Origin of the sequence: Burkholderia sp. BCC1996 (assembly GCF_905339955.1) — a bacterium.
In the GTDB taxonomy this organism is placed as follows: Bacteria; Pseudomonadota; Gammaproteobacteria; order Burkholderiales; family Burkholderiaceae; genus Burkholderia.
Window position 1 is genome coordinate 108202 of record NZ_CAJPHM010000004.1, and the last position, 23629, is coordinate 131830.

Below are 23629 nucleotides of genomic sequence, written 5' to 3' on the forward strand. Positions count from 1 at the left end.
TTATAGCCGATCGGCAGGGTTTCCCGGTGACGCGGAGTGTGCTTGCGCGCGCGCCGCGGCCCCGTCCGGCGCGGCGCGCATGTGGTCTGCATGTGGTCTGCACATGGCCCGCGGGCGCCGCGGGCCGGGTGGCCGGCCGGTCGGCGCTCAGCCGGCCGCGTGTTCGACGATCAGCTGGACGCGCGTCACGCCGTTCCACGTGTCGGCCACGAGCCGGTACGCGATCAGCGCGCTCGCCGGCAGCGGCTCGGTGTGGTTGAACCAGATCGCGTTGAAGCGCTGGCGGCCGCGCGCCAGTTGCAGCTTCAGGTGCTTTTCCTTCACGAGCGACTGCGACACGACGTCGAATTCGCCGGAGAAAAGCGGGGCCGGAAAGCCCTGGCCCCAGACGGCTTCGTCGAGCAGCCCGACGAACTGCGGCGTGAAATACGCTTCCTCCAGTTCGCCGTCGGTCTCGATCACGCGCGCCAGCGCGTCGTCGGACAGCCATTCGCGCGCGACGGCCTCGAACGCGGCCGCGAAGCGCGGCACGTTGTCGGTGTCGAGCGTGAGACCGGCTGCCATCGCGTGGCCGCCGAACGCGACGATCAGGTCGGGCTCGCGCTTCGACACGAGGTCGAGCGCATCGCGCAGGTGGAAGCCGGGAATCGAGCGGCCGGAACCCTTGACCCGCGTGCCGGCCTCGTCCGCATGCGCGAACGTGAACGACGGGCGGTGGAATTTCTCCTTGAGCCGTCCGGCGACGATGCCGATCACGCCCTGGTGCCATTCGGGATTGAACAGCGTGATCGTGCACGCGTCGGCCGGATCGACGTCGGCGAGATCGGCGAGCGCCTGCTGCTGCATGCCGGCCTCGATCTCGCGGCGCTCGCGGTTCATCACGTCGAGCTGCTGCGCGAGGTCCCACGCGCGGCCGATGTCGTCGGTGATCAGGCACTCGATGCCGAGCGACATGTCCGAGAGCCGCCCGGCGGCGTTCAGGCGCGGGCCGAGGCCGAAGCCGAGGTCGAAGCCCGATGCGGTGCGCGCCTCGCGGCCGGCGGCGCGGAACAGCGCGGCGATACCCGGCTGCATGCGGCCGTTGCGGATGCGCTGCAGCCCCTGTGCGACGAGCACGCGATTGTTGCCGTCGAGCCGCACGACGTCGGCGACGGTGCCGAGCGCGACGAGGTCGAGCAGCCCGTCGAGACGCGGTTCGGCTTCCTTGCTCGCGAATGCGCCGCGGCGGCGCAGCTCGGCACGCAGCGCGAGCAGCACGTAGAACATCACGCCGACGCCGGCGAGGTGCTTGCTCGGGAACGCGCAGCCGGGCTGGTTCGGGTTGACGATCGCGCGCGCGGCGGGCAGCGCGTCGCCGGGCAGGTGGTGGTCGGTCACGAGCACGTCGATGCCGCGTGCGTTCGCGGCCTCGACGCCCGCGACGCTCGCGATCCCGTTGTCGACGGTGATCAGCAGGTCGGGCTTGCGCGCGGCCGCGAGTTCGACGATCTCGGGCGTGAGCCCGTAGCCGTATTCGAAGCGGTTCGGCACCAGGTAGTCGATTTGCGCACCGAACATCCGCAGGCCGCGCACCGCGACCGCGCAGGCGGTCGCGCCGTCGCAGTCGTAGTCGGCGACGACCAGCAGGCGCCGCTGGTCGGCGATCGCGTCGGCGAGCAGCGCCGCGGCGTCCGCGCAGCCTTTCAGTTCGGTGGGCGGCACGAGCCGCGCGAGCGCGGTTTCGATGTCGGTCGGGGACTGCACGCCGCGCGACGCATACAGGCGCGCGAGGACGGGATGCAGGCCGTGGCGCGCGAGCGCTTCGGCGTCGGCGGGCGCGACGGGGCGGGTAACGATCCGGGTCATACAGGTCGGGTTATTCGAACAGGGATGCCAGCGCGCGGCGGCGCCAGAACTTGCGCAGGTCGCCGCGCGTCGCGTGCAGCGTCACGGAGCTGGTGTCGCCGCACAGCGTGAAGTCGACGCCGGCCAGCTCGCCGTTCTGCAGCGCGGCGAGGGCGGGCGCGAACCAGTCGCGCTCGAGTGCGGCGAGCGCGTCGTGCCAGCGTGCCCAGTCCTGTTCGATGAACGGGGCGGACAGCGTGGGCAGCTCGACGAGCGTCGCGCCGGCGGCGGCGGATAGTGCGCCGAATGCGGCCGGCACGGCGCCGGCCTCGGCCTGCGCCGCGCGCGCGAGGCCAAGCGCGGCGGGCGACACGGACAGCACGCGCGCGAACGGCTTGCCGACCGGCTTCAGCGTGCCCTGCGCGTGGAACCAGATCGAATTGACGGCGGGCAACCCGCGCGCTTCGCGCGCTTCGTTGACCGGATGCTGGAACCACGCCATCTGCACTTCGTTCTGCAGCTTCATCCACATCCGCGAGCGTTCGCCGGTGTGCGCCTCGTGCGGCAACCAGATCTCGATGTTGCGGCCGCTGGCGCGCAGCGGCGCGGCACCGGCGAGGCGGGCGAGCTGCTCGCTGGACAGGTACCAGCGCGCCGGATGCGGTGCTTCCAGTCGCACGCCGAGCTCCTCGATCAGCGGGCGCGCGACCGCCAGCAACGCGGCGGCGTCGCCGTCGTCGAGCGCGAGGCTCGCCGGGTCGACGAGCACGAGGTGATCGTGCGCGATTTCGACGTGGACCGGCTCGACGCACGCCCAGGCCTGGGTGCCCGGCTCGCCGCCGTCCGCCAGCAGCATGTAGGGCGCGAGCGGCGCCTCGTCGGCGGCGTTGCCCTGAGTCGCGCCGAACCGGCGGGCCAGCCAGCGCTCGTGCGGCAGCGTGCGCTGGAAGTCCTCGCCGGCCACGCGCTCGACGAGGCTCGCGCGGGCGAGCAACTTTTCGAGCGCGGGGCTGTCCAGCGTGTGCAGGGACGAGGCCGCATCGGCCGCCGACGGCAGCGCGAACGGAACGAGAAAATGGAGGCGTCGGTCGTGCATGATGGTGCGCATTGTATGGCAAACTGCGCGCGTGATCGGGCCGGCTGACGGTCCGATTGGGCCCGATTGCGTCCGGCGACCGCTTTTTTCGACCGCGCCCCGGGCGGCGCTCCGGCCTCGGGCCGCCATCCCCGCCGTAACCAGCAGAAAGGATTCGCTTGAAACTTCCGTACGAATGGCAGATCGGCTGGCGCTACACGCGCGCCGGCAAACGCACGACCGGCAACGGCTTCATTTCCTTCATCGCGCTCGTGTCGATGCTCGGGATCGCGCTCGGCGTCGCGGCGCTGATCGTCGTGCTGTCCGTGATGAACGGCTTCCAGAAGGAAGTGCGCGACCGCATGCTGTCGGTGCTCGCGCACGTCGAGGTGTTTTCGCCGACCGGCTCGATGCCCGACTGGCAACTGACCGCGCAGGAAGCGCGCCGCAATCCGTCGGTGACGGGCGCGGCGCCGTACGTCGACGCGCAGGCGCTGCTCACGCGCCAGGACGCGGTGAGCGGCGTGATGCTGCGCGGCGTCGAGCCGTCGCTCGAACCGCAGGTGTCGGACATCGGCAAGGACATGAAGGCGGGCCAGCTCGCCGCGCTCGTGCCCGGCCAGTTCGGCATCGTGCTCGGCGACGCGCTCGCCGGCAACCTCGGCGTGACGGTCGGCGACAAGGTCACGCTCGTCGCCCCCGAAGGCACGATCACGCCGGCCGGGATGATGCCGCGGCTCAAGCAGTTCACGGTCGTCGGCGTGTTCGAGTCGGGCCACTACGAATACGACAGCACGCTCGCGATGATCAACATCCGCGACGCGGAGGCGCTGTTCCGGATGGCCGCGCCGACCGGCGTGCGGCTGCGGCTCACCGACATGCAGAAGGCGCCGCAGGTCGCGGTCGAGCTGTCGCATACGCTGTCGGGCAGCCTGTACATCCGCGACTGGACCCAGCAGAACAAGACCTGGTTCTCGGCCGTGCAGATCGAGAAGCGGATGATGTTCATCATCCTCACGCTGATCATCGCGGTGGCCGCGTTCAACCTCGTGTCGTCGCTCGTGATGACGGTGACCAACAAGCAGGCCGACATCGCGATCCTGCGCACGCTCGGCGCGCAGCCGGGCTCGATCATGAAGATCTTCGTCGTGCAGGGCGTGACGATCGGCTTCGTCGGCACCGCATCGGGCGTCGCGCTCGGCTGCCTGATCGCGTGGAGCATTCCGTGGCTGATCCCGATGATCGAGCATCTGTTCGGCGTGCAGTTCCTGCCGCCGTCGGTGTACTTCATCAGCGAGCTGCCGTCCGAGCTCGTCGCGGGCGACGTCATCAAGATCGGCCTGATCGCGTTCGTGCTGTCGGCCGTCGCGACGCTCTATCCGAGCTGGCGCGGCGCGAAGGTGAAGCCGGCGGAGGCGCTGCGCTATGAATGATCGCGCGACCGCATTCGCGGATTCACGACAACCCATCAGACAGGATTCGGCAGGTATGCAGGAATACGTGCTTCAGGCGCGCGGGATCACGAAGGCGTTCGTGCAGGGCGGCTTCAACGTGCAGGTGCTCAACAACACCGAGCTGACGGTGCGACGCGGCGAGAAGCTGGCGGTCGTCGGCGCGTCGGGCTCCGGCAAGAGCACGCTGCTGCACGTGCTGGGCGGCCTCGACGAACCGAGCGCGGGCGAAGTGTCGCTGCTCGGCAAGCCGTTTACGCAGCTCGCCGAGCGCGAGCGCAACGAGCTGCGCAACCGCGCGCTCGGCTTCGTCTACCAGTTCCATCACCTGCTGCCGGAATTCACCGCGCTCGACAACGTCGCGATGCCGCTGCGCATCCGCCGGATGACGACCGAGGACGCGCGCGCGCAGGCACAGGCGATGCTCGAACGTGTCGGTCTCGGCCCGCGTGCGAAGCACCGGCCGGGCGAGCTGTCGGGCGGCGAGCGGCAGCGCGTCGCGATCGCGCGCGCGCTGGTGACGAAGCCGGCCTGCGTGCTCGCCGACGAGCCGACCGGCAACCTCGACGGCACGACGGCCGATACCGTGTTCAACCTGATGCTCGAGTTGTCCGAGACGCTCGAAACGAGCTTCGTGATCGTCACGCACGATCCCGAGCTCGCCGCGCGCTGCGACCGCATCATGCGCCTGCGCGACGGCGTGCTGCACGAGGAGCCGGCGCTGCCGGTGTGAACGAACGCCTCCGCCGTGCCGCCGGACGAGTCCCGGCGTTGCGGCGGGGCGCAGGAAAGCCGCCATGTGGATCGATACGCATTGTCATCTCGATGCCGCCGAATTCGACGCCGACCGCGACGCGGTCACGCAGGCGGCGCGTGCGGCCGGCGTGTCGCGCATCGTGATTCCGAGCATCGGGCGCGACAATTTCACGACCGTGCGCGAACTGGCGCAGCGCACACCGGGCGCGGTCTATGCGCTCGGCATCCACCCGATGTATACGCCGCACGCACGCGACGAGGATCTCGACCGGCTGCGCATGGAGATCGAGGCGAGCCTCGACGATCCGCGCTTCGTCGCGATCGGCGAGATCGGGCTCGACTACTTCGTGCCGGGGCTCGACGAAGCGCGGCAGCAATTCTTCTATCAGGGGCAGCTCAAGCTCGCGCGGGAATTCGACCTGCCGGTGCTGTGCCACGTGCGCAAGTCGCAGGACCGCGTGCTCGCCGGGCTGCGCCGCTTCGGCGTGCGGCGCGGCATCGCGCATGCGTTCAACGGCAGTTTCCAGCAGGCCGACGCGTATCTCGCACAGGGGCTGCATCTCGGTTTCGGCGGCAACGTGACGTTCGGACGCGCGTTGCAGATCCGCCGGCTCGCCGCGCAGTTGCCGCTCGACGCGATCGTCGTCGAGACCGACGCGCCCGACATCGCGCCCGAATGGGCGTACAAGTCCCGCAATGCGCCCGACCAGGTGCCGCGCATCGGTGCCGTGCTCGCCGAGCTGCGCGGGATCGACGCGCACGCGCTGTCCCTATCCACAACGGCTAACGCGCTCGCCGCGCTGCCGCGACTCGCCCTTTCGTCCGCATAATCGTTGCCGGAAGGCGCCGTCTCGACAGCGGCGGCGCCAGGTCGACGAGGAGGCGCGATGCGCGTGTGGTGGATCGCGTTCGCGCTCGGCGTGGTCGTGCTGCAGCGGCAGGCGGCGTTGCCGGGCGCGGGCGTCTGGGCAGGCGGGGCGGCGGTGCTGGCCGGTTGCGGCGCGCTGCTCGCATGGTGTGCGCGGCGCCGTCGAACCCGCGCGATCGTCGCGCTCCGGTGGGTGCTGTGCGCGTGCGCCGCCGGTGCGATCGGATTCGGCTATGCGGCCGCGCGCGCCGAATGGCGGCTGCGTGACAGCCTGCCCGTCGAGCGGGAAGGGCGCAACATCGTCGTCACGGGCGTGATCCGCGGGTTGCCGGTGATCGACGACACCGGCGCGCGACTGCTGTTTGCCGTCGAATCGAACGATGCGGCGCTGGCCCGGTTTCCTCCCGTGATCCGGTTGTCATGGCGCACGTACGGCGCGCCCGGAGCACGCGACGCGATGCCCGATTTGCGCGCCGCGCAGCGCTGGCGCCTCGTCGTGCGCCTGAAGCGTCCGCATGCCGAGGCGAATCCCGGCGTGCGCGACAGCGAGGCGGCATGGCTCGCCGCGGGCATTCGCGCGATCGGCTATGTGGTCGCGCCCGAACGGGCGGAACTGCTCGACGCGCGTGCGTCGGGATGGCGCGCGTCGATCGATCGGCTGCGCGACGCGCTGCGTGCCGGTATCGGCGATGCGCTCGGCAGCGGCGCGCGCCATCGCGGCATCGTGACCGCGCTCGCGGTCGGCGATCAATCCGGCATCGGCGACGACGCGTGGCGCGTGCTGCGCAATACGGGCACGAGTCATCTGGTCGCGATCTCGGGGCTGCATGTCGGGCTCGTCGGCGCGCTCACCGGCGGGATCGCATCGATCGTCTGGCGGCGTCTGCGCTGGCGAGGACGTGCGGCGGCGCTGATGATACCCGCGCCTTACGTGGCTTCGGTTGCCGCGCTGGCGGCCGCCGCCGGCTACGCGGCGCTCGCCGGCTTCAACGTGCCGGCGCAGCGCGCATGGTGGATGATCGCGGCCGGTGCGGCCGCCTATCTGGCCGGACGCAGCGTGCCGACCTCCGCGGTGCTGTGCGCGGCGCTCGGCGGCGTGCTGCTCGCCGATCCGTGGGCCGTGTTGTCCGCCGGTTTCTGGCTGTCGTTCGGCACGGTCGCGGTAATCCTGATGGCGGTCGCGGGCTGGCGCGCGGTGCGCGAATTCGACGGGGGCGACAGGCGCGACAGCGGCGACGGTGCGGGGGATGGCACCGCCACGGTCGACCGCTGGCGGTGGCTGCGAGCAGGGTGCGCGCGTGCCGGGCGCCGAATCGCGGAGGCCACGCGCGTGCAGTACGCGGTGACGATCGGCCTCGCGCCGCTGACGGCCGCGTGGTTCGCGCAAATCTCGGTATCGGGGCCGTTCGGCAATGCATTTGCGATTCCGTGGGTCAGCGCCGTCGTGACGCCGGTCGTGCTCGCCGGTATCGGGTTGCCCGCGCCGTTGGACGGCTATGCGTTCCGGCTCGCGCATGCGGCGCTCGAACCGATGATGGCGCTGCTGGGGCATCTTGCCGACTGGCCGGCCAGCGTATTCTGGCTGCGCATGCCCGACTGGCCGGTGTTGATGCTGGCGTGCATCGGCGTCGCATGGGTGTTGATGCCGCGCGGCTGGCCGCTGCGCTGGGCCGCGCCGATCACGTGGCTGCCGCTGCTTGCGCCGGCGCCGGATAAACCGCCGCCGGGCGGCTTCCGGCTGACCGTGCTCGACGTCGGGCAGGGCGCGTCGGTGCTGGTCGAGACCGCACGCCGGACCTTGCTGTTCGATGCGGGGCCCGGGCCGGAGTCGACCCATGCCGGCCAGCGGATCGTTGCGCCTTCGTTGCGCTCGCGCGGAATCCGGACCGTCGATACGCTCGTGCTCAGTCATGCGGACGCCGATCACGCGGGCGGCGCGGCGGCCGTCTATGCGGCGGTCGAGGTGCGTCAGCTGCTTGCCGGCATCGCGCCGCGGCACCGGCTGTGGCGCGACGCGCAGGCGGCCGGCGTGACCGATCGGTTGCCTTGCGCGGCCGGGCAGCGGTGGAGTTGGGACGGTGTCGTGTTCACGATGCTGTGGCCGCCGCGCGTGGCGGGGGCCGGTCCGTCGAACGAACAATCGTGCGTGCTGCGCATCGACGCGGTGGGCACGTCGGCCCTGCTGACGGGCGACATCGAGGCACGCGCCGAGCGCCGCCTGGTGGCCGATGCGCGCGACGCGCTGGCCGCGCAGATCCTCGTCGTGCCGCACCATGGCAGCCGCACGTCGTCGGTCGAGCCTTTCCTCGATTCGGTCGGGCCGCGCGTCGCGGTATTTCCTGTAGGCTATCGCAATCGCTTCGGGCATCCGCACCGGACGGTCCTCGCGCGCTACGAGGCGCGCGGGATTCCGCTGCCACGCACCGATCGCGACGGGGCTGTGCGGTTCGACGTCGCGCCGGCGGACGGCGGTTTTGCGTTCGAGCGTTATCGCGATGCGCAGCGACGGTACTGGATGGACCGGTGAGTTGGTGTGGTGGCGCGCAGCAGGAACGAAGAGACCGGACAGGTGCTGGAGCAGCGGAGCTCGCCGATCGCGAAGCATGGGGCGGGAGTAAGTGCTAAAGCACCAACTCCGGTCGACCGCGAAGCATGGGACGGAAGTAAGCGCTAAAGCGCCAACTCCCGTCGACCGCGAAGCATGGGACTGGAGTAGGCGCTGAAGCGCCAACCCCCGTCGACCGCGAAGCATGGGACGGGAGTAAGCGCTGAAGCGCCAACTCCCGTCGACCGCGAAGCATGGGACGGGAGTAAGCGCTGAAGCGCCAACTCCCGTCGACCGCGAAGCATGGGACGGAAGTAAGCGCTAAAGCGCCAACTCCCGTCGACAAAGGAGACATTGGCGTTTGAAGGACATCCTCCACTTCTCGCATGCGAACGGTTTTCCGGCCTCGACGTACCGGACGATCTTCGCCGAGCTGGCAGACGACTACGACCTGCGTTACATCGAGCGCATCGGTCACGACCGCCGCTACCCGGTGACGCGCGACTGGCCGCATCTCGTCGAGCAGCTGCTCGACGACATCGGCAGCCGCTACGAGCGCCCGGTCTGGCTCGTCGGCCATTCGCTCGGCGGCTACCTGTCGCTGATGGCCGCGCTGAAAAAACCGCACTGGGTGCGCGGCGTGGTGATGATCGATTCACCGATCATCGCGGGATGGCGCGCCGGCGCGCTGCGCGCGAGCCAGTGGGCCGGGCTCGACGAGCGGCTGTCGCCGGCGGCCGCGACGCGCAACCGGCGCACGCGCTGGGCGAGCCGCGACGAAGCCTGGCGGCACTTTCACGAGAAACCCGCGTTCGCGCGCTGGGACGAGCGGATGCTGTCGGACTACATCGACCACGGCATCCCGCAGGCGGGCGCCGACGGCGAACGCGCGCTCGCATTCGACCGGCAGGTCGAATACCTGATCTACCGGACGCTGCCGCACACGCTCGGCCCGCGGCTCGCGCACGGCGCGCCGGTGCCGCTCGGCTTTCTCGCCGGCACGCGCTCGCGCGAGGTGCGGCAGGTCGGGCTCGAGGCGACGCGCCGCGCCGCGCGCGGGCGCATCGAATGGATCGAGGGCAGCCACCTGTTCCCGATGGAGCGGCCGATCGAGACGGCCCGCGCATTGCAGCGGATGCTGAATTCGCTGAAAACGGCGGAGGGCGGCGTGCCGCGAGACAGCGCGGCGCTCGCGAACAGCGCCTGACGCCTTGGTCCGGTGCTCCGCGTCCGGCGTGCGCGGTTGCACCGTCCGGCCGGCCGGTTCGCCCCGGCGCGCACGGCTGGCGCGGCACAGCGCGAAAGGGCGGGATCATCGCGTCAATTGCTGAGAGAAGGGCGGGCTTTACGGTATAATCCGTTTTTCCCGCGAGCATCCAGCGATGACCAAATATGTTTTCGTCACCGGCGGCGTAGTTTCTTCCCTCGGCAAGGGTATTGCCGCCGCCTCTCTCGCCGCGATCCTCGAATCGCGCGGTCTGAAAGTCACCCTCCTCAAACTCGATCCCTACATCAACGTCGACCCCGGCACGATGAGCCCGTTCCAGCACGGCGAAGTGTTCGTGACGGAAGACGGAGCGGAGACCGACCTCGACCTCGGCCACTATGAGCGCTTCATCAGCACGAAGATGCGCAAGGCCAACAACTTCACGACCGGCCAGATCTACGAATCGGTGATCCGCAAGGAACGCCGCGGCGACTATCTCGGCAAGACCGTGCAGGTGATTCCGCACATCACGAACGAAATCCAGGCGTTCATCGAGCGCGGGGCGGCATCGGCCACCTGCGGCGAACCGGACGTCGCGATCGTCGAGATCGGCGGCACGGTCGGCGACATCGAGTCGCTGCCGTTCCTCGAGGCCGCGCGCCAGATGAGCCTGCGCCTCGGCCGCAACAGCGCGTGCTTCGTGCACCTGACGCTCGTGCCGTACGTCGCGACGGCCGGCGAGCTGAAGACGAAGCCGACCCAGCACAGCGTGCAGAAGCTGCGCGAGATCGGCATCCTGCCGCACGTGCTGCTGTGCCGTGCGGACCGCCGCATCCCGGACGACGAATCGAAGAAGATCTCGATGTTCTCGAACGTGCCGGAAGACGCCGTGATCTCGGTGTGGGACGCCGACAGCATCTACAAGATTCCGCAGATGCTGCACGACCAGGGCCTCGACCGGATCATCTGCGAAGAGCTGAAGCTGTCGCCGAAGGACGCCGACCTGAGCATGTGGTCGGAGCTCGTCGAGAAGCTGGAAAATCCGAAACACGAAGTGACGATCGGCATGGTCGGCAAGTACGTCGACCTGACCGAGTCGTACAAGTCGCTGATCGAGGCGCTGCGCCACGCATCGCTGCACACGTCGACCAAGGTCAACATCGAGTACATCGACTCGGAAGAGGTCGAGACGAACGGTGTCGACAGCCTGAAGCATCTCGACGCCGTGCTGGTGCCGGGCGGTTTCGGCCGTCGCGGCACGGAAGGCAAGATCGCGGCGATCCGCTATGCGCGCGAGGCGAAGGTGCCGTACCTCGGCATCTGTCTCGGCATGCAGCTCGCGGTGATCGAATTCGCGCGCGACGTCGTCGGCCTGAAGCAGGCGAACAGCACGGAATTCGATCCGGAAACGCCGGAACGCGTGGTCGCGCTGATCACCGAGTGGCACGACCGCGAAGGCAAGGTCGAGACGCGCACCGAGGAATCCGATCTCGGCGGCACGATGCGCCTCGGCTCGCAACGCTGCCCGATCAAGCCCGGCACGATGGCCGAAGAGATCTATGGCAAGGACGTGAACGAGCGCCATCGCCACCGTTATGAAGTCAATAACCGCTTCGTGCCCCAGCTCGAAGCCGGCGGCCTTATCATCAGCGCCCGTACCCCGAGCGAGGATCTGCCGGAAATGATGGAGCTGCCGCGCTCGATGCACCCGTGGTTCGTCGGCGTCCAGTTCCACCCGGAATTCACGTCCACGCCGCGTGACGGTCATCCCCTGTTCAAGTCGTTCGTCGAAGCCGCGCTCGCCAACAAGCAAGCGCGCGGAGTGTAAAGCATGAAGCTGTGCGATTTCGAGGTCGGTCTCGACCAGCCTTTCTTCCTGATCGCGGGTACCTGCGTCGTCGAATCGGAGCAAATGACGATCGACACGGCGGGCCGCCTGAAGGAGATCTGCGAAAAGCTGAACGTCCCGTTCATCTACAAGTCGTCCTACGACAAGGCGAATCGCAGCTCGGGCAAGTCGTTTCGCGGCCTCGGAATGGACGAGGGCCTGCGGATCCTCGGCGAGGTGAAGCGCCAGCTCGGCCTGCCGGTGCTGACCGACGTGCATTCGATCGAGGAGATCGAGCAGGTCGCGTCGGTCGTCGACGTGCTGCAGACGCCCGCGTTCCTGTGCCGCCAGACCGACTTCATCCACGCGTGCGCACGCTCGGGCAAGCCCGTCAATATCAAGAAGGGCCAGTTCCTCGCGCCGCACGACATGAAGAACGTGATCGACAAGGCGCGCGACGCGGCGCGTGAAGCCGGGCTGTCGGAAGACCGCTTCATGGCGTGCGAGCGCGGCGTCTCGTTCGGCTACAACAATCTTGTGTCGGACATGCGCTCGCTCGCGATCATGCGCGAGACGAACGCGCCGGTCGTGTTCGATGCGACCCACTCGGTGCAGCTGCCGGGCGGGCAGGGCACGAGCTCGGGCGGCCAGCGCGAATTCGTGCCGGTGCTCGCGCGTGCTGCCGTCGCGACGGGTGTTGCGGGCCTGTTCATGGAAACGCACCCGAATCCGGCCGAAGCGAAGTCGGACGGCCCGAACGCGGTGCCGCTGAACCGGATGGGCGCGCTGCTGGAGACCCTCGTCACGCTCGACCAGGCGGTGAAGCGCAATCCGTTCCTGGAAAACGATTTCAACTAAAGATCGAATGAACCATGCGACGGCCTCGCGCGTCAGTAGCGTAAGCAATGTCGGCGCGCATGCCGTCGCAGTTTGAAGAATCCATCGTCATTCTCAGAGGAAACCCATGAGTGCAATCGTAGATATCATCGGCCGCGAGATTCTGGATTCGCGCGGCAACCCCACCGTCGAATGCGACGTGCTGCTCGAATCGGGCACGATGGGCCGCGCGGCGGTGCCGTCGGGCGCGTCCACCGGCTCGCGTGAAGCGATCGAACTGCGCGACGGCGAAGCCGGCCGCTACAACGGCAAGGGCGTGCTGAAGGCAGTCGAGCACATTAACACCGAAATCTCCGAAGCCATCATGGGCCTCGACGCGTCGGAACAGGCGTTCCTCGACAAGACGCTGCTCGAGCTGGACGGCACCGACAACAAGTCGCGCCTCGGCGCGAACGCGATGCTGGCCGTGTCGATGGCCGTCGCGAAGGCAGCGGCTGAAGAAGCCGGCCTGCCGCTGTACCGCTACTTCGGCGGCTCGGGCGCGATGCAGCTGCCGGTCCCGATGATGAACATCGTCAACGGCGGCGCGCACGCGAACAACAGCCTCGACATCCAGGAATTCATGATCGTCCCGGTGAGCCAGCCGACGTTCCGTGAAGCCCTGCGTTGCGGCGCGGAAGTGTTCCACGCACTGAAGAAGATCCTGAGCGACCGCGGCATGAGCACGGCAGTCGGCGACGAAGGCGGCTTCGCGCCGAACTTCGGCAGCAACGACGAGTGCCTGTCGACGATCCTGCAGGCGATCGAGAAGGCCGGCTACCGTGCGGGCGAAGACGTGCTGCTCGCGCTCGACTGCGCGGCCTCCGAGTTCTACCACGACGGCAAGTACCAGCTCGCGGGCGAAGGCCTGCAACTGTCGTCGGCCGAATTCACCGACTACCTCGCGACGCTCGCCGACAAGTTCCCGATCGTGTCGATCGAGGACGGCATGCACGAAGGCGACTGGGACGGCTGGAAGCTGCTGACCGAGCGCCTCGGCAAGAAGGTGCAGCTCGTCGGCGACGACCTGTTCGTCACGAACACGCGCATCCTGAAGGAAGGCATCGAGAAGGGCATCGCGAACTCGATCCTCATCAAGATCAACCAGATCGGTACGCTGACCGAAACGTTCGCGGCAATCGAAATGGCGAAGCGCGCGGGCTACACGGCCGTGATCTCGCACCGCTCGGGCGAAACGGAAGATTCGACGATCGCGGACATCGCGGTCGGCCTGAACGCCGGTCAGATCAAGACGGGTTCGCTGTCGCGCAGCGACCGCATCTCGAAGTACAACCAGCTGCTGCGCATCGAGGAAGATCTCGGCGACATCGCGAGCTACCCGGGCAAATCGGCTTTCTATAACCTGCGCTAACGCGCTACTATCGGGTTCGTCATCTCGACGCCGCTCTGTGCATGTCGCGCGGAGCGGCGCTTCTTATATCTGCGTCTCTTACATGCGGCTTGTCACTGTCGTCCTGATTGCCTTGCTGGCGCTCATTCAGTACCCCCTATGGTGGGGACACGGCGGCTGGTTGCGGGTGCACGAATTGCGCCAGCAGCTCGGCGATCAGCTGCAGAAGAATGCGGACGAGAAGCTGCGCAATGAACGGATCGCGGGCGAAGTGCAGGATCTGCAGGGCGGTACCGCGGCCATCGAGGAGCGCGCGCGCTACGAGATGGGCATGGTGAAGGATGGCGAAGTGTTCGTGCAGTTCGTATCGCCGAACGCGCCGGCCAGCCCGCTGAACAACACGCCGTCGAGCACGTCGACGCGCGGTACCGTGTCCGCGGCACCCGTGCGTGTCGTGCCGAACCCGCAGTCGATCGCGAAACCGTCGCGGCATCACGGCGGCGAGAAGGGCAAGGCCGCGCATCACTGAGCGCGGGAGTCCGAACCATTGAAAAAGCGCGGGAAATGCCGCGCTTTTTTATTTCCTGCCAGTCGTCAATCGGGTCGGTCGACGCGATGTCGCGTCACCACCACCAGCCCGGGTAACCGTAGCCATAGCCGATGCCGGTGCCCCATCGGCTGCCCCAGCCGCCGCCGTAATAGCCGCCGTAGACCGTCACGGGCGGCGGCGAGTAATACGACCACGCGCGCGCGGTGGCCTCGGCCGCCATCGCGTCGTTCTGCTCGCGCAGTACCTGCCGGTCGATCTCGTCGTAGCGTTTGCGCTCCGCGCTCGACAGGGCGGGCGGCCGGCCGCCCGACGCGCCCGGCTCGGGCAGGCGGCTCAGGATCGTCGACGAAGGCGGCTGCACCGCGCAGCCGGCGAGGGCCAGCGTGCCGGCTGCGACACTGGCCAGGACGAGGGTGCGGAACGGGCGATTCATGAGTTTCTCCAGCAGCGCGCCGCAGTGCAAAGCGGCTTGCGCCGAAGGCGGGACCTGCGGCGCGTGAGCCGTACGGGCGACGCTCGTGCGTCATTATGCGCCCGCGCCCGCATCGCGGGCACGGACGCGCGGCGCGCTCAGTGACGCTGCTCGGTCGCGGGCGTGATGCCGGTCGCGAGTTCCGGCGCGGCGAACAACTGCGCGACGTCGACGGGATCGAATTCGTAGCGCTGGTTGCAGAACTCGCAGTGGATCTCGACGTGACCGCGCTCGACGATCACGCTGTCGACTTCGTCGCGGCCGAGCATGCGCAGCATCGCGCCGACCTTCTCGCGGGAGCACGAGCACTGGAAACGCGTCCCGGCCGGGTCGAAGTGCTGCACGTTTTCCTGCCAGAACAGCCGGCGGAACACGACTTCCGGTTCGACCTCGAGCAGTTCCTTGGCGGACAGCGTGCCGCCGAGCGTGCAGACGCGCTCCCACGTGTCGGCGTCGGTCTCGGCGTTGCGCGGCACGATGCCGCCGTCGCCCGGCAGCTTCTGCAGCAGCATGCCGACCGCGCGGTCGCGATCGGCCGCGAGCCACAGCCGCGTGTCGAGCTGCTCCGAGTGGTGCATGTAGTGCTCGAGCACCTGCGACACCGATTCGAGCGGGCCGTCGACGCCGTTCAGCGGCACGATGCCCTGGTACGGCTGCTGGCCCGGCAGCTTCTCGGCCGGGTCGAGCGTGATCACGCAGCGGCCGTGACCGCTCGCGTTGACGAGCGACGCGAACTGCATGTCGTCGCCGATCGTCTGCGCCGCGTCGCCGGCGAACTTGGCCGTGGCGCGCATCGACAGGTCCGAGCCGCACTGGACGACCAGCATCTGGACCGGTCCGTCGCCGAAGATCTGCATGATCAGGGTGCCGTGAAATTTCAGGTTCGCCGACAGCAGCGCACACGCGGCCATCATCTCGCCGAGCACCGTGCGCACCGGGGCAGGGTAGTCACGGCGGGAAAGCACCTCTTGCCACGTGTTGCGCAGCGACACGATCTCGCCGCGCACGGGTGCCGAATTGAACATGAATTTCTGTAACTGGTCGCTCACTCTTCTTCCTTGAAATCCGCGCGAATCAGCCGATCCGCACGAGTTGCTCCTTGAAATGCGCACGCCGCTCGACGTACGTCTTCGCATTTGCGCGCAGCCGCGCGATGTCGTCTGCCGACAGCTCGCGCACGACTTTCGCCGGGGCGCCGAGAATCAGCGAATTGTCCGGGAACGTCTTGCCTTCCGTCACGACCGCGCCGGCACCGACCAGACAGTTGCGGCCGATCACCGCTCCATTCAAGACCACCGCCTGAATCCCGACCAGCGAACCCTCGCCGATCGTGCACCCGTGCAGCATCGCCTGGTGCCCGATCGTCACGTTTTCGGCAATCGTCAGCGGAAAGCCCGGGTCCGTATGCAGGACCGCGCCTTCCTGGACATTGCTGCCGGTGCCGACCGTGATCGTCTCGTTGTCGCCGCGAATCGTCGCGCCGAACCAGACGCTCGCGTTTTCCTCGAGCACGACCTTGCCGATGATGGCCGCCGTATCGGCGACGAATACGCTTTCGTGGATCGTCGGGGCCGTCTCGCCCAGTTTGTAGATCGTCACGGAGTCTCCTGGTCTCTTCGATGATGGGCGCCGGTAGAATGGCGCGTCTGGCGTGCCGGGCGCGTTGCGTGACGGCACAAACGCTTATTGTAAACCGTCGCGTGCGTGCGCTCCCGCGATGCGTGCGGATGGTGCCCCGTTTGATGAGCATGCAGCCTTCTTCCCTTACCGCGGCGCCGCGTTGCGTGCGCCGCGCCGCACTCGACGCGCTGCGGATCGCCGAGCCGGCCGCGAAGGCCGCGCAGGTCCGTGCGCTGTATGACGCGCTGCTCGTCGGACAGGCCGCGATCGCGCCGGCGCTCGGCCTGGACGAGCCGGCCGACCTGCCCGGCCGTCCGGCGCGCCCGCCGCTCGTCGAGCCGCGCCAGCTCGAGCGCCGCAGCATGCGCTCGCCCGCCGGGCGCGCGGTGTTGCTGCACGCGCTCGCGCATATCGAATTCAACGCGATCAACCTCGCGCTCGACGCCGTGTGGCGCTTCGCCGGCATGCCCGACGCGTTCTACGCGGACTGGCTGAAGGTCGCGGCCGAGGAGGCCTATCACTTCACGCTGCTGTCCGACCGGCTGGCCGGGTTCGGGCATGCGTACGGCGATTTCCCCGCGCACAACGGGCTATGGGAGATGTGCGAGCGGACCAAGGCCGATGTGCTCGCGCGGATGGCGCTCGTGCCGCGCACCCTCGAGGCGCGCGGGCTCGACGCGTCGCCGCCGATCCGTGCGCGGCTCTTGCAGGCGGGCGACGACGCGTCCGCGGCGATCCTCGACGTGATCCTGCGCGACGAAATCGGCCATGTCGCGATCGGGAACCGCTGGTTCCGGCACTTGTGCGGCGCCGCCGGCCGCGATCCGGTTCCCACCTACCGCGAGCTTGCCGAGCAGTACCATGCGCCGCGGCTGCGCGGTCCGTTCAATTTCGACGCGCGCCGTACCGCGGGATTCGAGCAGGCGGAGCTGGACGAACTCGCCGCGCAGGACGCCGTGGACGGCACGGCGGCGGGTTAGGACGACCGGGCGCTGGCGGCTCCCGACGGGCGGGCGAACGCTGCCGCCGGCTGGCCACACGGGCCGCTCGGCGGCATTTCCGCGGCAACTGGATCCACGTACCGTCGGCTCACCGTCGCTAGAGCGCTGCCTCGACTGCCGCGCGCCGGAACGGAAGTGCCATCGCTATAATCGAACGATCATTCTTTTTTTTGGCGGCTGCAATGAATGCCTCGAGTTCTGTTTCCGATTTCGTCACCGTCCGCGGCGTCAAGCTGCATGTGCGGCGCTGGGGCCGGCCCGATGCGCCGACGCTGTTCATGCTGCACGGCTGGATGGACGTCGCGGCGTCGTTCCAGTTCGTCGTCGACGCGCTCGCGGGCGACTGGCAGGTGATCGCGCCGGATGCGCGCGGCTTCGGCCTGTCCGACTGGCCGGTCGCGCGGCAGGGCGGCGGTCATTACTGGTTCCACGAGTACCTGGGCGATCTCGACGCGCTGGTCGATCACTATGCGCCGACCGGCGAAGTCAACCTGGTCGGGCACAGCATGGGGGCGAACGTCGTGTGCCTGTACGCGGGCGCGCGGCCGGAGCGCGTGCGGCGCGTGGTCGACCTCGAAGGGTTCGGGCTCGCCCCCGCGCGGGCCGAGCAGGCGCCGCGCCGGCTGCGCGGCTGGCTCGACGAGCTGCGCGCGCCACCGGTGCTGCGCCCGTACGCGTCGCTCGACGACGTCGCGGCCCGGCTGACCAAGACCAATCCGCGGCTCGATCCGGGCCGCGCGGCGTTCCTCGCCGCGCACTGGTCGAAGCGCGGCGACGACGGCCTGTATCACCTGCTGGCCGACCCCGCGCACAAGATGGCGGGCCCGCAGCTGTACCGGCTCGACGAGGTGATGGCCGTCTGGAAGCAGGTGCGCGCGAAGGTGCTGCACGTCGAGGCCGTCAATTCGCCGACGCTCGCCTACATCGCGGGCGACATCCCGCTGGCCGAGTTCAAGGCGCGCTTCGGCGCGTTCCCCGACTGGCGCGAAAAGCTCGTCGAGGATGCCGGCCACATGGTCCATCACGACCAGCCGGAGCAGGTCGCGGCGCTGATCGAGGCGTTCTGCGCATAGGCCGGCGGCGGCCGCGGCGGGGCAGGCGGGCGGCGCATTTGCCGCATTGCAGTAGAATGAAGCTTCACCTGCCATACCGACAATGAACGCTGATCTCCACTGCCATTCGAATGTTTCCGACGGGTTGCTGTCGCCTGCCGACGTCGCGCGCCGCGCCCATGCCGGCGGCGTGACCCTGTGGGCGCTGACCGACCACGACGAGATCGGCGGCCAGGCGGCGGCGCGCAGCGAGGCGGAAGCGCTCGGCATGCGCTATCTGAGCGGCGTCGAGATTTCGGTCACGTGGGCGTCGCGCACCGTGCACATCGTCGGGCTGCACATCGATCCGTCGAACCCGACGCTCGTCGACGGCCTGTACCGCACGCGCCACGGCCGTGCGGCCCGCGCGAAGGCGATCGCCGCGCAGCTCGAGACGCTCGGCATCCCCGGCGCGTACGAAGGCGCGCTGAAGTACGTGTCGAATCCCGACTTGATCTCGCGCACCCACTTCGCGCGTTTCCTGGTCGAGAACGGCCATGCCGCATCGACGTCCGACGTGTTCGACCGCCTGCTCGGCGACGGCAAGCCGGGGTTCGTTCCGCACCGCTGGGCGACGCTGTCCGACGCCGTCGCATGGATTCGCGCGGCGGGCGGGGAGGCCGTGGTCGCACACCCGGGCCGCTACCGCTATACGCCGGTCGAATTCGACGCATTCTTCGGCGAATTCATCGATCTCGGCGGCCGGGCGATCGAGGTCATCACGGGCAGCCACACGCCCGACCAATACCGCGAATACGCGGACGTCGCGCGCCGCTTCGGCTTCGAGGTGTCGCGCGGTTCGGATTTCCATGCGCCGGGCGAAGGCCGCGTCGAACTCGGCAGCCTGCCGCCGTTGCCGCCCGACCTGAAACCGGTCTGGGAGCGCTGGCTCTGACGCGTCGCGGCCGCTTGCCGTTCGCCGTTCGCGCTGCCGGCGAGGCGCGCATCCGACTTCTCCCTCTTTACGTGTCCCCATGTCCCAGTTCTTCAGGATTCATCCGGATAATCCGCAGCCGCGCCTGATCAAGCAGGCCGCGGACATCGTCAGCAAGGGCGGCGTGATCGCAATGCCGACCGATTCGAGCTACGCGCTCGCGTGCCACCTCGACGACAAGGACGCGGTCGAGCGCGTGCGCCGCATCCGCGGCCTCGACGAGAAGCAGCACCTGTCGCTGCTCGTGCGCGACCTGTCGGAACTGGCCAACTTCGCGATGGTGGACAACCGTCAGTACCGGCAGATCAAGTCGGTGACGCCGGGCCCGTACGTGTTCATCCTGCAGGCAACCAAGGAAGTGCCGCGCCGGCTGTCGCATCCGTCGCGCAAGACGATCGGGCTGCGCGTGCCCGATCACGCGATCACGCTCGCGCTGCTCGAGTCGCTGGGCCAGCCGCTGCTCGGCACGACGCTGATCCTGCCGCCGGACGACGAGCCGCTGAACGATCCCGACGACATCCGCGCGCGGCTCGAGAAGCAGGTCGATCTCGTGATCGACGGCGGCGCGTGTCCGCGCGAGCCGTCGACCGTGATCGACCTGACGGGCGACGCGCCGCAGCTCGTGCGTGCGGGACGCGGCGCGCTCGAACCGTTCGGGCTGTCGGCCGCGTAAGCGCCATTCATTTTTGCGCGAGTGCGCTTGTTACAATAACGCGATATGGACGCTTCCCTGATTCAGACCATCGCCGTCTACGCGCTGCCCGTGATCTTCGCGATCACGCTGCACGAGGCTGCGCACGGCTATGCCGCGCGCCTGCTCGGCGACAACACCGCCTACATGATGGGGCGCGTGTCGTTCAACCCGATGCGCCACATCGATCCGCTCGGCACGATCGCGATTCCGCTCGTGATGTATTTCCTGACCGGCGGCGCTTTCCTGTTCGGCTATGCGAAGCCGGTGCCGGTATCGTTCGGCAACCTGCGCGATCCGCGCTGGGGCAGCCTTTGGGTGGCGCTCGCGGGTCCGGCCTGCAACTTCGTGCAGGCGCTGGTCTGGGGCGTGCTGACCATCGTGCTGCCCGCGGCCGGCATCGACGAGCCGTTCTTCACGCGGATGGCCTATGCGGGCGTCAGCGCGAACCTGGTGCTCGGCGTGCTGAACCTGTTTCCGCTGCCGCCGCTCGACGGCGGCCGCATCCTCGCGGCACTGCTGCCGCCGAAGCAATCGATCGCGCTGTCGCGCATCGAGCCGTACGGTTTCATCATCGTCCTCGTGCTGGTCACGACGGGCGTGCTGACGAATTTCTGGCTGCGCCCGCTCGTGAACGCCGCGGCCGGCGTGCTGAGCGCCATCCTGTCTCCCTTCGCCTCGCTTTTCTAACGACAATCATGTTCCCAGATCGTATTTTCTCCGGCATGCGACCCACCGGGTCGCTGCACCTCGGCCACTACCACGGCGTGCTGAAAAACTGGGTGAAGCTGCAGTCCGAGTACCCGTGCTTCTTCTGCGTGGTCGACTGGCATGCGCTGACGACGCACTACGAAACGCCCGAGGTCATCGAGAAGAACGTGTGGGACGTGCTGATCGACTGGCTCGCGTCCGGCATCGATCCGGCGCAGGCGACGCTGTTCATCCAGAGCAAGGTGCCCGAGCATGCGGAGCTCGCGTTGCTGCTCGGCATGAGCACGCCGCTCGGCTGGCTCGAACGCGTGCCGACCTACAAGGAGCAGATGGAGAAGCTGAAGGACAAGGACCTGTCGACCTACGGCTTCCTCGGCTACCCGGTGCTGATGGCGGCCGACATCCTGCTGTATCGCGGCTCGCTCGTGCCGGTCGGTGAAGACCAGGTGCCGCACGTCGAGATGACGCGCGAGATCGCGCGCCGCTTCAACTACCTGTACGGCCGCGAGCCGGGCTTCGAGGAGAAGGCGCTCGAGGCCGCGAAGAAGCTCGGCGGCAAGCGCGCGAAGCTCTATCACGAGCTGCGCAATGCGTACCAGCAGGAGGGCGACGACGAGGCGCTCGAACAGGCGCGCGCGATGCTGCAGGAGTCGCAGAGCCTGTCGATGAGCGACCGCGAGCGCCTGTTCGGCTATCTCGAAGGCGCGCGCAAGATCATCCTGGTCGAGCCGCAGGCGCTTTTGACCGAAGCGTCGCGCATGCCGGGCCTCGACGGCCAGAAGATGTCGAAGTCGTACGGCAACACGATCGGCCTGCGCGAGGATGCGGAGACGATCACGAAGAAGGTCCGCACGATGCCGACCGATCCGGCGCGCGTGCGCCGCACCGATCCGGGCGATCCCGACAAGTGCCCGGTGTGGCAGCTGCATCAGGTCTATACGGACGAAGCGACGCACCAGTGGGTGCAGAGCGGCTGCCGCTCGGCGGGTATCGGCTGCCTCGACTGCAAGCAGCCGGTCGTCGAAGGGATCCTGCGCGAACAGCAGCCGATGCTCGAGCGCGCACAGAAGTACATGGACGATCCGTCGCTGCTGCGCGCGATCGTCGCGGACGGCTGCGACAAGGCGCGCAAGCACGCGGTCGAGACGATGCGCGACGTGCGCGAGGCGATGGGCCTGTCGTACACCTGACCTGACGGCATGCGCGAACCCGTCATTGCCGCCGCGGGCGGCCACGTCGCCCAGACCGAGCCGTCGCGCTGGGTCAGCCGGTGGTCGCGGCTCGTCCCGGCGGGCGGCGCGGTGCTCGACGTCGCCGCGGGCGGCGGCCGCCATGCGCGCTGGTTTGCGTCGCACGGGCATCCGGTCGTCGCGCTCGACCGCGATCCGGCCGCGCTGGCCGCATTGCGCGCGATTCCCGGCGTCGACGCGCACGACGCCGATCTCGAGGGCGCGCCCTGGCCGCTGCCGGCCGGCGCGTCGTTCGCGGCGGTGCTCGTCACCCATTATTTGCATCGTCCGCTCTGGCCCCATCTGCTCGATGCGGTGGCGCCGGGCGGCGTGCTGATCTACGAAACCTTCGCGCAAGGAAACGAAACGGTCGGCAAACCGTCCAATCCCGCGTTCCTGCTCGCCCCGGGCGAGTTGCTGGACGCGGTGCGCGGCCGCCTGCGGGTGGTCGCGTACGAGGACGGATTCGTCGCCGCGCCGCGCGAGGCGTTCGTGCAGCGCATCTGCGCGGTACGCGAGGGCGCGACCCCGACGGCGGGGGCGGGAATTCCACGTTACGAACTGCCCGGCTAATCCGCTACAATCTCAACGTTTACCGGTACATCAATCAATCGCGTTTCATGGCTAACGGCACCCAAGACGGCATTCAAATCCGCGGCAGCATCCCCGCGATCGTCACCCCGATGCTCGAAGACGGCAGTCTCGACCTGCCGGCGTTTCGCAAACTGATCGACTGGCACATCGCGGAAGGCACCGACGCACTCGTCGTGGTCGGCACGAGCGGCGAGTCGGCAACGCTCAACGTCGAAGAGCACATCCTGATGATCCGCACGGCGGTCGAGCATGCGGCGAAGCGCATCCCGATCATCGCGGGCGCAGGCGGCAATTCGACCGCCGAGGCGATCGAACTGACGAAGCACGCGAAGGCCGTCGGCGCCGACGCGACGCTGCAGGTCGTGCCGTACTACAACAAGCCCACGCAGGAAGGGATGTACCGGCACTTCAAGGCGATCGCCGAAGCGGTCGACCTGCCGGTGATCCTGTACAACGTGCCGGGCCGCACCGTCGCGGACATGGCGCACGAGACGACGCTGCGCCTCGCGCAGGTGCCGGGCATCATCGGCGTGAAGGAAGCGACCGGCAACATCGATCGCGCCGCGCACCTGATCAAGGCCGCGCCGAAGCATTTCGCGATCTACAGCGGCGACGATCCGACCGCGATCGCGCTGATGCTGCTCGGCGGCCACGGCAACATCTCGGTGACGGCGAACGTCGCGCCGCGCGCGATGAGCGACCTGTGCCGTGCAGCGCTGGCCGGCGACGTCGCAACGGCGCGCGAGCTGCACATGAAGCTGCTGTCGCTGCACAAGAACCTGTTCATCGAGGCAAACCCGATTCCGGTGAAGTGGGCGCTGCAGGCGATGGGCAAGATGCAGGGCGGCATCCGCCTGCCGCTTACGCCGCTCGACGAGCGCTGCCACGATGTCGTACGTTCGGCCCTCGTCGAGGCCGGCGTCCTCGCCTGAGGCTCAGGCGGCCGCGTCCTGCG

General features: G+C 68.5%; 22 protein-coding genes. 17 read left to right on the forward strand and 5 right to left on the reverse strand.

Going from position 1 to position 23629, the window contains the following annotated elements:
• Window positions 1-147 precede the first annotated feature (147 nt).
• On the reverse strand, window positions 148-1845 hold the full coding sequence (gene recJ, locus U4Z64_RS06680; protein WP_257771770.1) for a single-stranded-DNA-specific exonuclease RecJ: 1698 nt from the start codon (window positions 1843-1845) through the stop codon (window positions 148-150).
• Between the two features lie 10 nt (window positions 1846-1855).
• Entirely contained in the window at window positions 1856-2932 is a 1077-nt protein-coding gene (locus U4Z64_RS06685; RefSeq protein ID WP_321819512.1) for a regulator, read from the reverse strand.
• Between the two features lie 146 nt (window positions 2933-3078).
• Here U4Z64_RS06685 and U4Z64_RS06690 point away from each other — a divergent pair, with 146 nt between their 5' ends.
• The 9 genes from U4Z64_RS06690 to ftsB all read left to right on the forward strand — a co-directional run bounded on the left by U4Z64_RS06690 (window position 3079) and on the right by ftsB (window position 14310).
• Window positions 3079-4332: a lipoprotein-releasing ABC transporter permease subunit gene (locus U4Z64_RS06690; RefSeq protein ID WP_044848183.1), complete on the forward strand. Its 1254-nt coding sequence runs from the start codon at window positions 3079-3081 to the stop codon at window positions 4330-4332.
• A complete protein-coding gene (gene lolD / locus U4Z64_RS06695; protein ID WP_081051465.1) occupies window positions 4325-5083 on the forward strand; it encodes a lipoprotein-releasing ABC transporter ATP-binding protein LolD in 759 nt (252 codons plus the stop codon). Before U4Z64_RS06690 ends, lolD begins: the two co-directional genes overlap by 8 nt.
• Before the next feature lie 64 nt (window positions 5084-5147).
• Complete coding sequence (locus U4Z64_RS06700) at window positions 5148-5936, forward strand: TatD family hydrolase (RefSeq protein WP_044848181.1); 789 nt, start codon at window positions 5148-5150, stop codon at window positions 5934-5936.
• Between the two features lie 57 nt (window positions 5937-5993).
• Window positions 5994-8501, forward strand: a complete 2508-nt coding sequence (locus U4Z64_RS06705) for a DNA internalization-related competence protein ComEC/Rec2 (protein ID WP_321819513.1) — start codon at window positions 5994-5996, stop codon at window positions 8499-8501.
• Between the two features lie 379 nt (window positions 8502-8880).
• Complete coding sequence (locus U4Z64_RS06710) at window positions 8881-9726, forward strand: alpha/beta fold hydrolase (protein ID WP_044848179.1); 846 nt, start codon at window positions 8881-8883, stop codon at window positions 9724-9726.
• Between the two features lie 175 nt (window positions 9727-9901).
• Window positions 9902-11554: a CTP synthase gene (locus U4Z64_RS06715; RefSeq protein WP_044848178.1), complete on the forward strand. Its 1653-nt coding sequence runs from the start codon at window positions 9902-9904 to the stop codon at window positions 11552-11554.
• Window positions 11555-11557: 3 nt separating this feature from the next.
• A complete protein-coding gene (gene kdsA / locus U4Z64_RS06720) occupies window positions 11558-12412 on the forward strand; it encodes a 3-deoxy-8-phosphooctulonate synthase (protein ID WP_044848177.1) in 855 nt (284 codons plus the stop codon).
• A gap of 106 nt (window positions 12413-12518) precedes the next feature.
• Window positions 12519-13802, forward strand: coding sequence for a phosphopyruvate hydratase (eno, locus tag U4Z64_RS06725; protein WP_011885396.1), 1284 nt, complete (start codon window positions 12519-12521; stop codon window positions 13800-13802).
• 82 nt (window positions 13803-13884) lie between these two features.
• Window positions 13885-14310 (forward strand): cell division protein FtsB, encoded by a 426-nt coding sequence (gene ftsB / locus U4Z64_RS06730; protein ID WP_044848176.1) that lies wholly within the window; start codon window positions 13885-13887, stop codon window positions 14308-14310.
• Between the two features lie 94 nt (window positions 14311-14404).
• Here ftsB and U4Z64_RS06735 read toward each other — a convergent pair whose 3' ends face one another.
• The 3 genes from U4Z64_RS06735 to U4Z64_RS06745 all read right to left on the reverse strand — a co-directional run bounded on the left by U4Z64_RS06735 (window position 14405) and on the right by U4Z64_RS06745 (window position 16402).
• Entirely contained in the window at window positions 14405-14764 is a 360-nt protein-coding gene (locus U4Z64_RS06735; RefSeq protein ID WP_321819514.1) for a hypothetical protein, read from the reverse strand.
• A 137-nt stretch (window positions 14765-14901) separates the two neighbouring features.
• Window positions 14902-15852, reverse strand: a complete 951-nt coding sequence (gene hslO / locus U4Z64_RS06740) for an Hsp33 family molecular chaperone HslO (RefSeq protein ID WP_044848175.1) — start codon at window positions 15850-15852, stop codon at window positions 14902-14904.
• A gap of 25 nt (window positions 15853-15877) precedes the next feature.
• Window positions 15878-16402 carry a gamma carbonic anhydrase family protein gene (locus tag U4Z64_RS06745; protein ID WP_044848174.1) on the reverse strand — a complete coding sequence of 175 codons (525 nt, stop codon included), beginning with the start codon at window positions 16400-16402 and terminating at the stop codon, window positions 15878-15880.
• 143 nt (window positions 16403-16545) lie between these two features.
• Between U4Z64_RS06745 and U4Z64_RS06750 the strand changes: the two genes are divergently transcribed.
• The 8 genes from U4Z64_RS06750 to dapA all read left to right on the forward strand — a co-directional run bounded on the left by U4Z64_RS06750 (window position 16546) and on the right by dapA (window position 23606).
• Window positions 16546-17403: a ferritin-like domain-containing protein gene (locus tag U4Z64_RS06750; protein ID WP_321819515.1), complete on the forward strand. Its 858-nt coding sequence runs from the start codon at window positions 16546-16548 to the stop codon at window positions 17401-17403.
• A gap of 203 nt (window positions 17404-17606) precedes the next feature.
• A complete protein-coding gene (locus tag U4Z64_RS06755) occupies window positions 17607-18497 on the forward strand; it encodes an alpha/beta hydrolase (protein WP_321819516.1) in 891 nt (296 codons plus the stop codon).
• Between the two features lie 82 nt (window positions 18498-18579).
• Window positions 18580-19410 (forward strand): 3',5'-nucleoside bisphosphate phosphatase, encoded by an 831-nt coding sequence (locus tag U4Z64_RS06760; protein WP_044847996.1) that lies wholly within the window; start codon window positions 18580-18582, stop codon window positions 19408-19410.
• A 79-nt stretch (window positions 19411-19489) separates the two neighbouring features.
• Entirely contained in the window at window positions 19490-20122 is a 633-nt protein-coding gene (locus tag U4Z64_RS06765; RefSeq protein WP_124522131.1) for an L-threonylcarbamoyladenylate synthase, read from the forward strand.
• 45 nt (window positions 20123-20167) lie between these two features.
• Window positions 20168-20830, forward strand: a complete 663-nt coding sequence (locus U4Z64_RS06770) for a site-2 protease family protein (protein WP_044847994.1) — start codon at window positions 20168-20170, stop codon at window positions 20828-20830.
• 8 nt (window positions 20831-20838) lie between these two features.
• Window positions 20839-22041, forward strand: a complete 1203-nt coding sequence (locus U4Z64_RS06775; protein ID WP_044847993.1) for a tryptophan--tRNA ligase — start codon at window positions 20839-20841, stop codon at window positions 22039-22041.
• 9 nt (window positions 22042-22050) lie between these two features.
• A complete protein-coding gene (locus U4Z64_RS06780; protein ID WP_321819517.1) occupies window positions 22051-22653 on the forward strand; it encodes a class I SAM-dependent methyltransferase in 603 nt (200 codons plus the stop codon).
• 47 nt (window positions 22654-22700) lie between these two features.
• On the forward strand, window positions 22701-23606 hold the full coding sequence (dapA, locus tag U4Z64_RS06785; protein ID WP_044847991.1) for a 4-hydroxy-tetrahydrodipicolinate synthase: 906 nt from the start codon (window positions 22701-22703) through the stop codon (window positions 23604-23606).
• Window positions 23607-23629: the final 23 nt, after the last annotated feature.

Coding starts and splice junctions, on each gene's coding strand:
- eno (WP_011885396.1), top strand. CDS start 12,519: ATGAGTGCAATCGTAGATATCATCGGCCGCGAGATTCTGGATTCGCGC.
- U4Z64_RS06760 (WP_044847996.1), top strand. CDS start 18,580: ATGAACGCTGATCTCCACTGCCATTCGAATGTTTCCGACGGGTTGCTG.
- ftsB (WP_044848176.1), top strand. CDS start 13,885: ATGCGGCTTGTCACTGTCGTCCTGATTGCCTTGCTGGCGCTCATTCAG.
- U4Z64_RS06770 (WP_044847994.1), top strand. CDS start 20,168: ATGGACGCTTCCCTGATTCAGACCATCGCCGTCTACGCGCTGCCCGTG.
- U4Z64_RS06735 (WP_321819514.1), bottom strand. CDS start 14,764: ATGAATCGCCCGTTCCGCACCCTCGTCCTGGCCAGTGTCGCAGCCGGC.
- U4Z64_RS06775 (WP_044847993.1), top strand. CDS start 20,839: ATGTTCCCAGATCGTATTTTCTCCGGCATGCGACCCACCGGGTCGCTG.
- U4Z64_RS06685 (WP_321819512.1), bottom strand. CDS start 2,932: ATGCGCACCATCATGCACGACCGACGCCTCCATTTTCTCGTTCCGTTC.
- U4Z64_RS06780 (WP_321819517.1), top strand. CDS start 22,051: ATGCGCGAACCCGTCATTGCCGCCGCGGGCGGCCACGTCGCCCAGACC.
- U4Z64_RS06765 (WP_124522131.1), top strand. CDS start 19,490: ATGTCCCAGTTCTTCAGGATTCATCCGGATAATCCGCAGCCGCGCCTG.
- recJ (WP_257771770.1), bottom strand. CDS start 1,845: ATGACCCGGATCGTTACCCGCCCCGTCGCGCCCGCCGACGCCGAAGCG.
- dapA (WP_044847991.1), top strand. CDS start 22,701: ATGGCTAACGGCACCCAAGACGGCATTCAAATCCGCGGCAGCATCCCC.
- U4Z64_RS06705 (WP_321819513.1), top strand. CDS start 5,994: ATGCGCGTGTGGTGGATCGCGTTCGCGCTCGGCGTGGTCGTGCTGCAG.
- U4Z64_RS06715 (WP_044848178.1), top strand. CDS start 9,902: ATGACCAAATATGTTTTCGTCACCGGCGGCGTAGTTTCTTCCCTCGGC.
- lolD (WP_081051465.1), top strand. CDS start 4,325: ATGAATGATCGCGCGACCGCATTCGCGGATTCACGACAACCCATCAGA.
- U4Z64_RS06755 (WP_321819516.1), top strand. CDS start 17,607: ATGAATGCCTCGAGTTCTGTTTCCGATTTCGTCACCGTCCGCGGCGTC.
- U4Z64_RS06750 (WP_321819515.1), top strand. CDS start 16,546: ATGAGCATGCAGCCTTCTTCCCTTACCGCGGCGCCGCGTTGCGTGCGC.
- U4Z64_RS06700 (WP_044848181.1), top strand. CDS start 5,148: ATGTGGATCGATACGCATTGTCATCTCGATGCCGCCGAATTCGACGCC.
- kdsA (WP_044848177.1), top strand. CDS start 11,558: ATGAAGCTGTGCGATTTCGAGGTCGGTCTCGACCAGCCTTTCTTCCTG.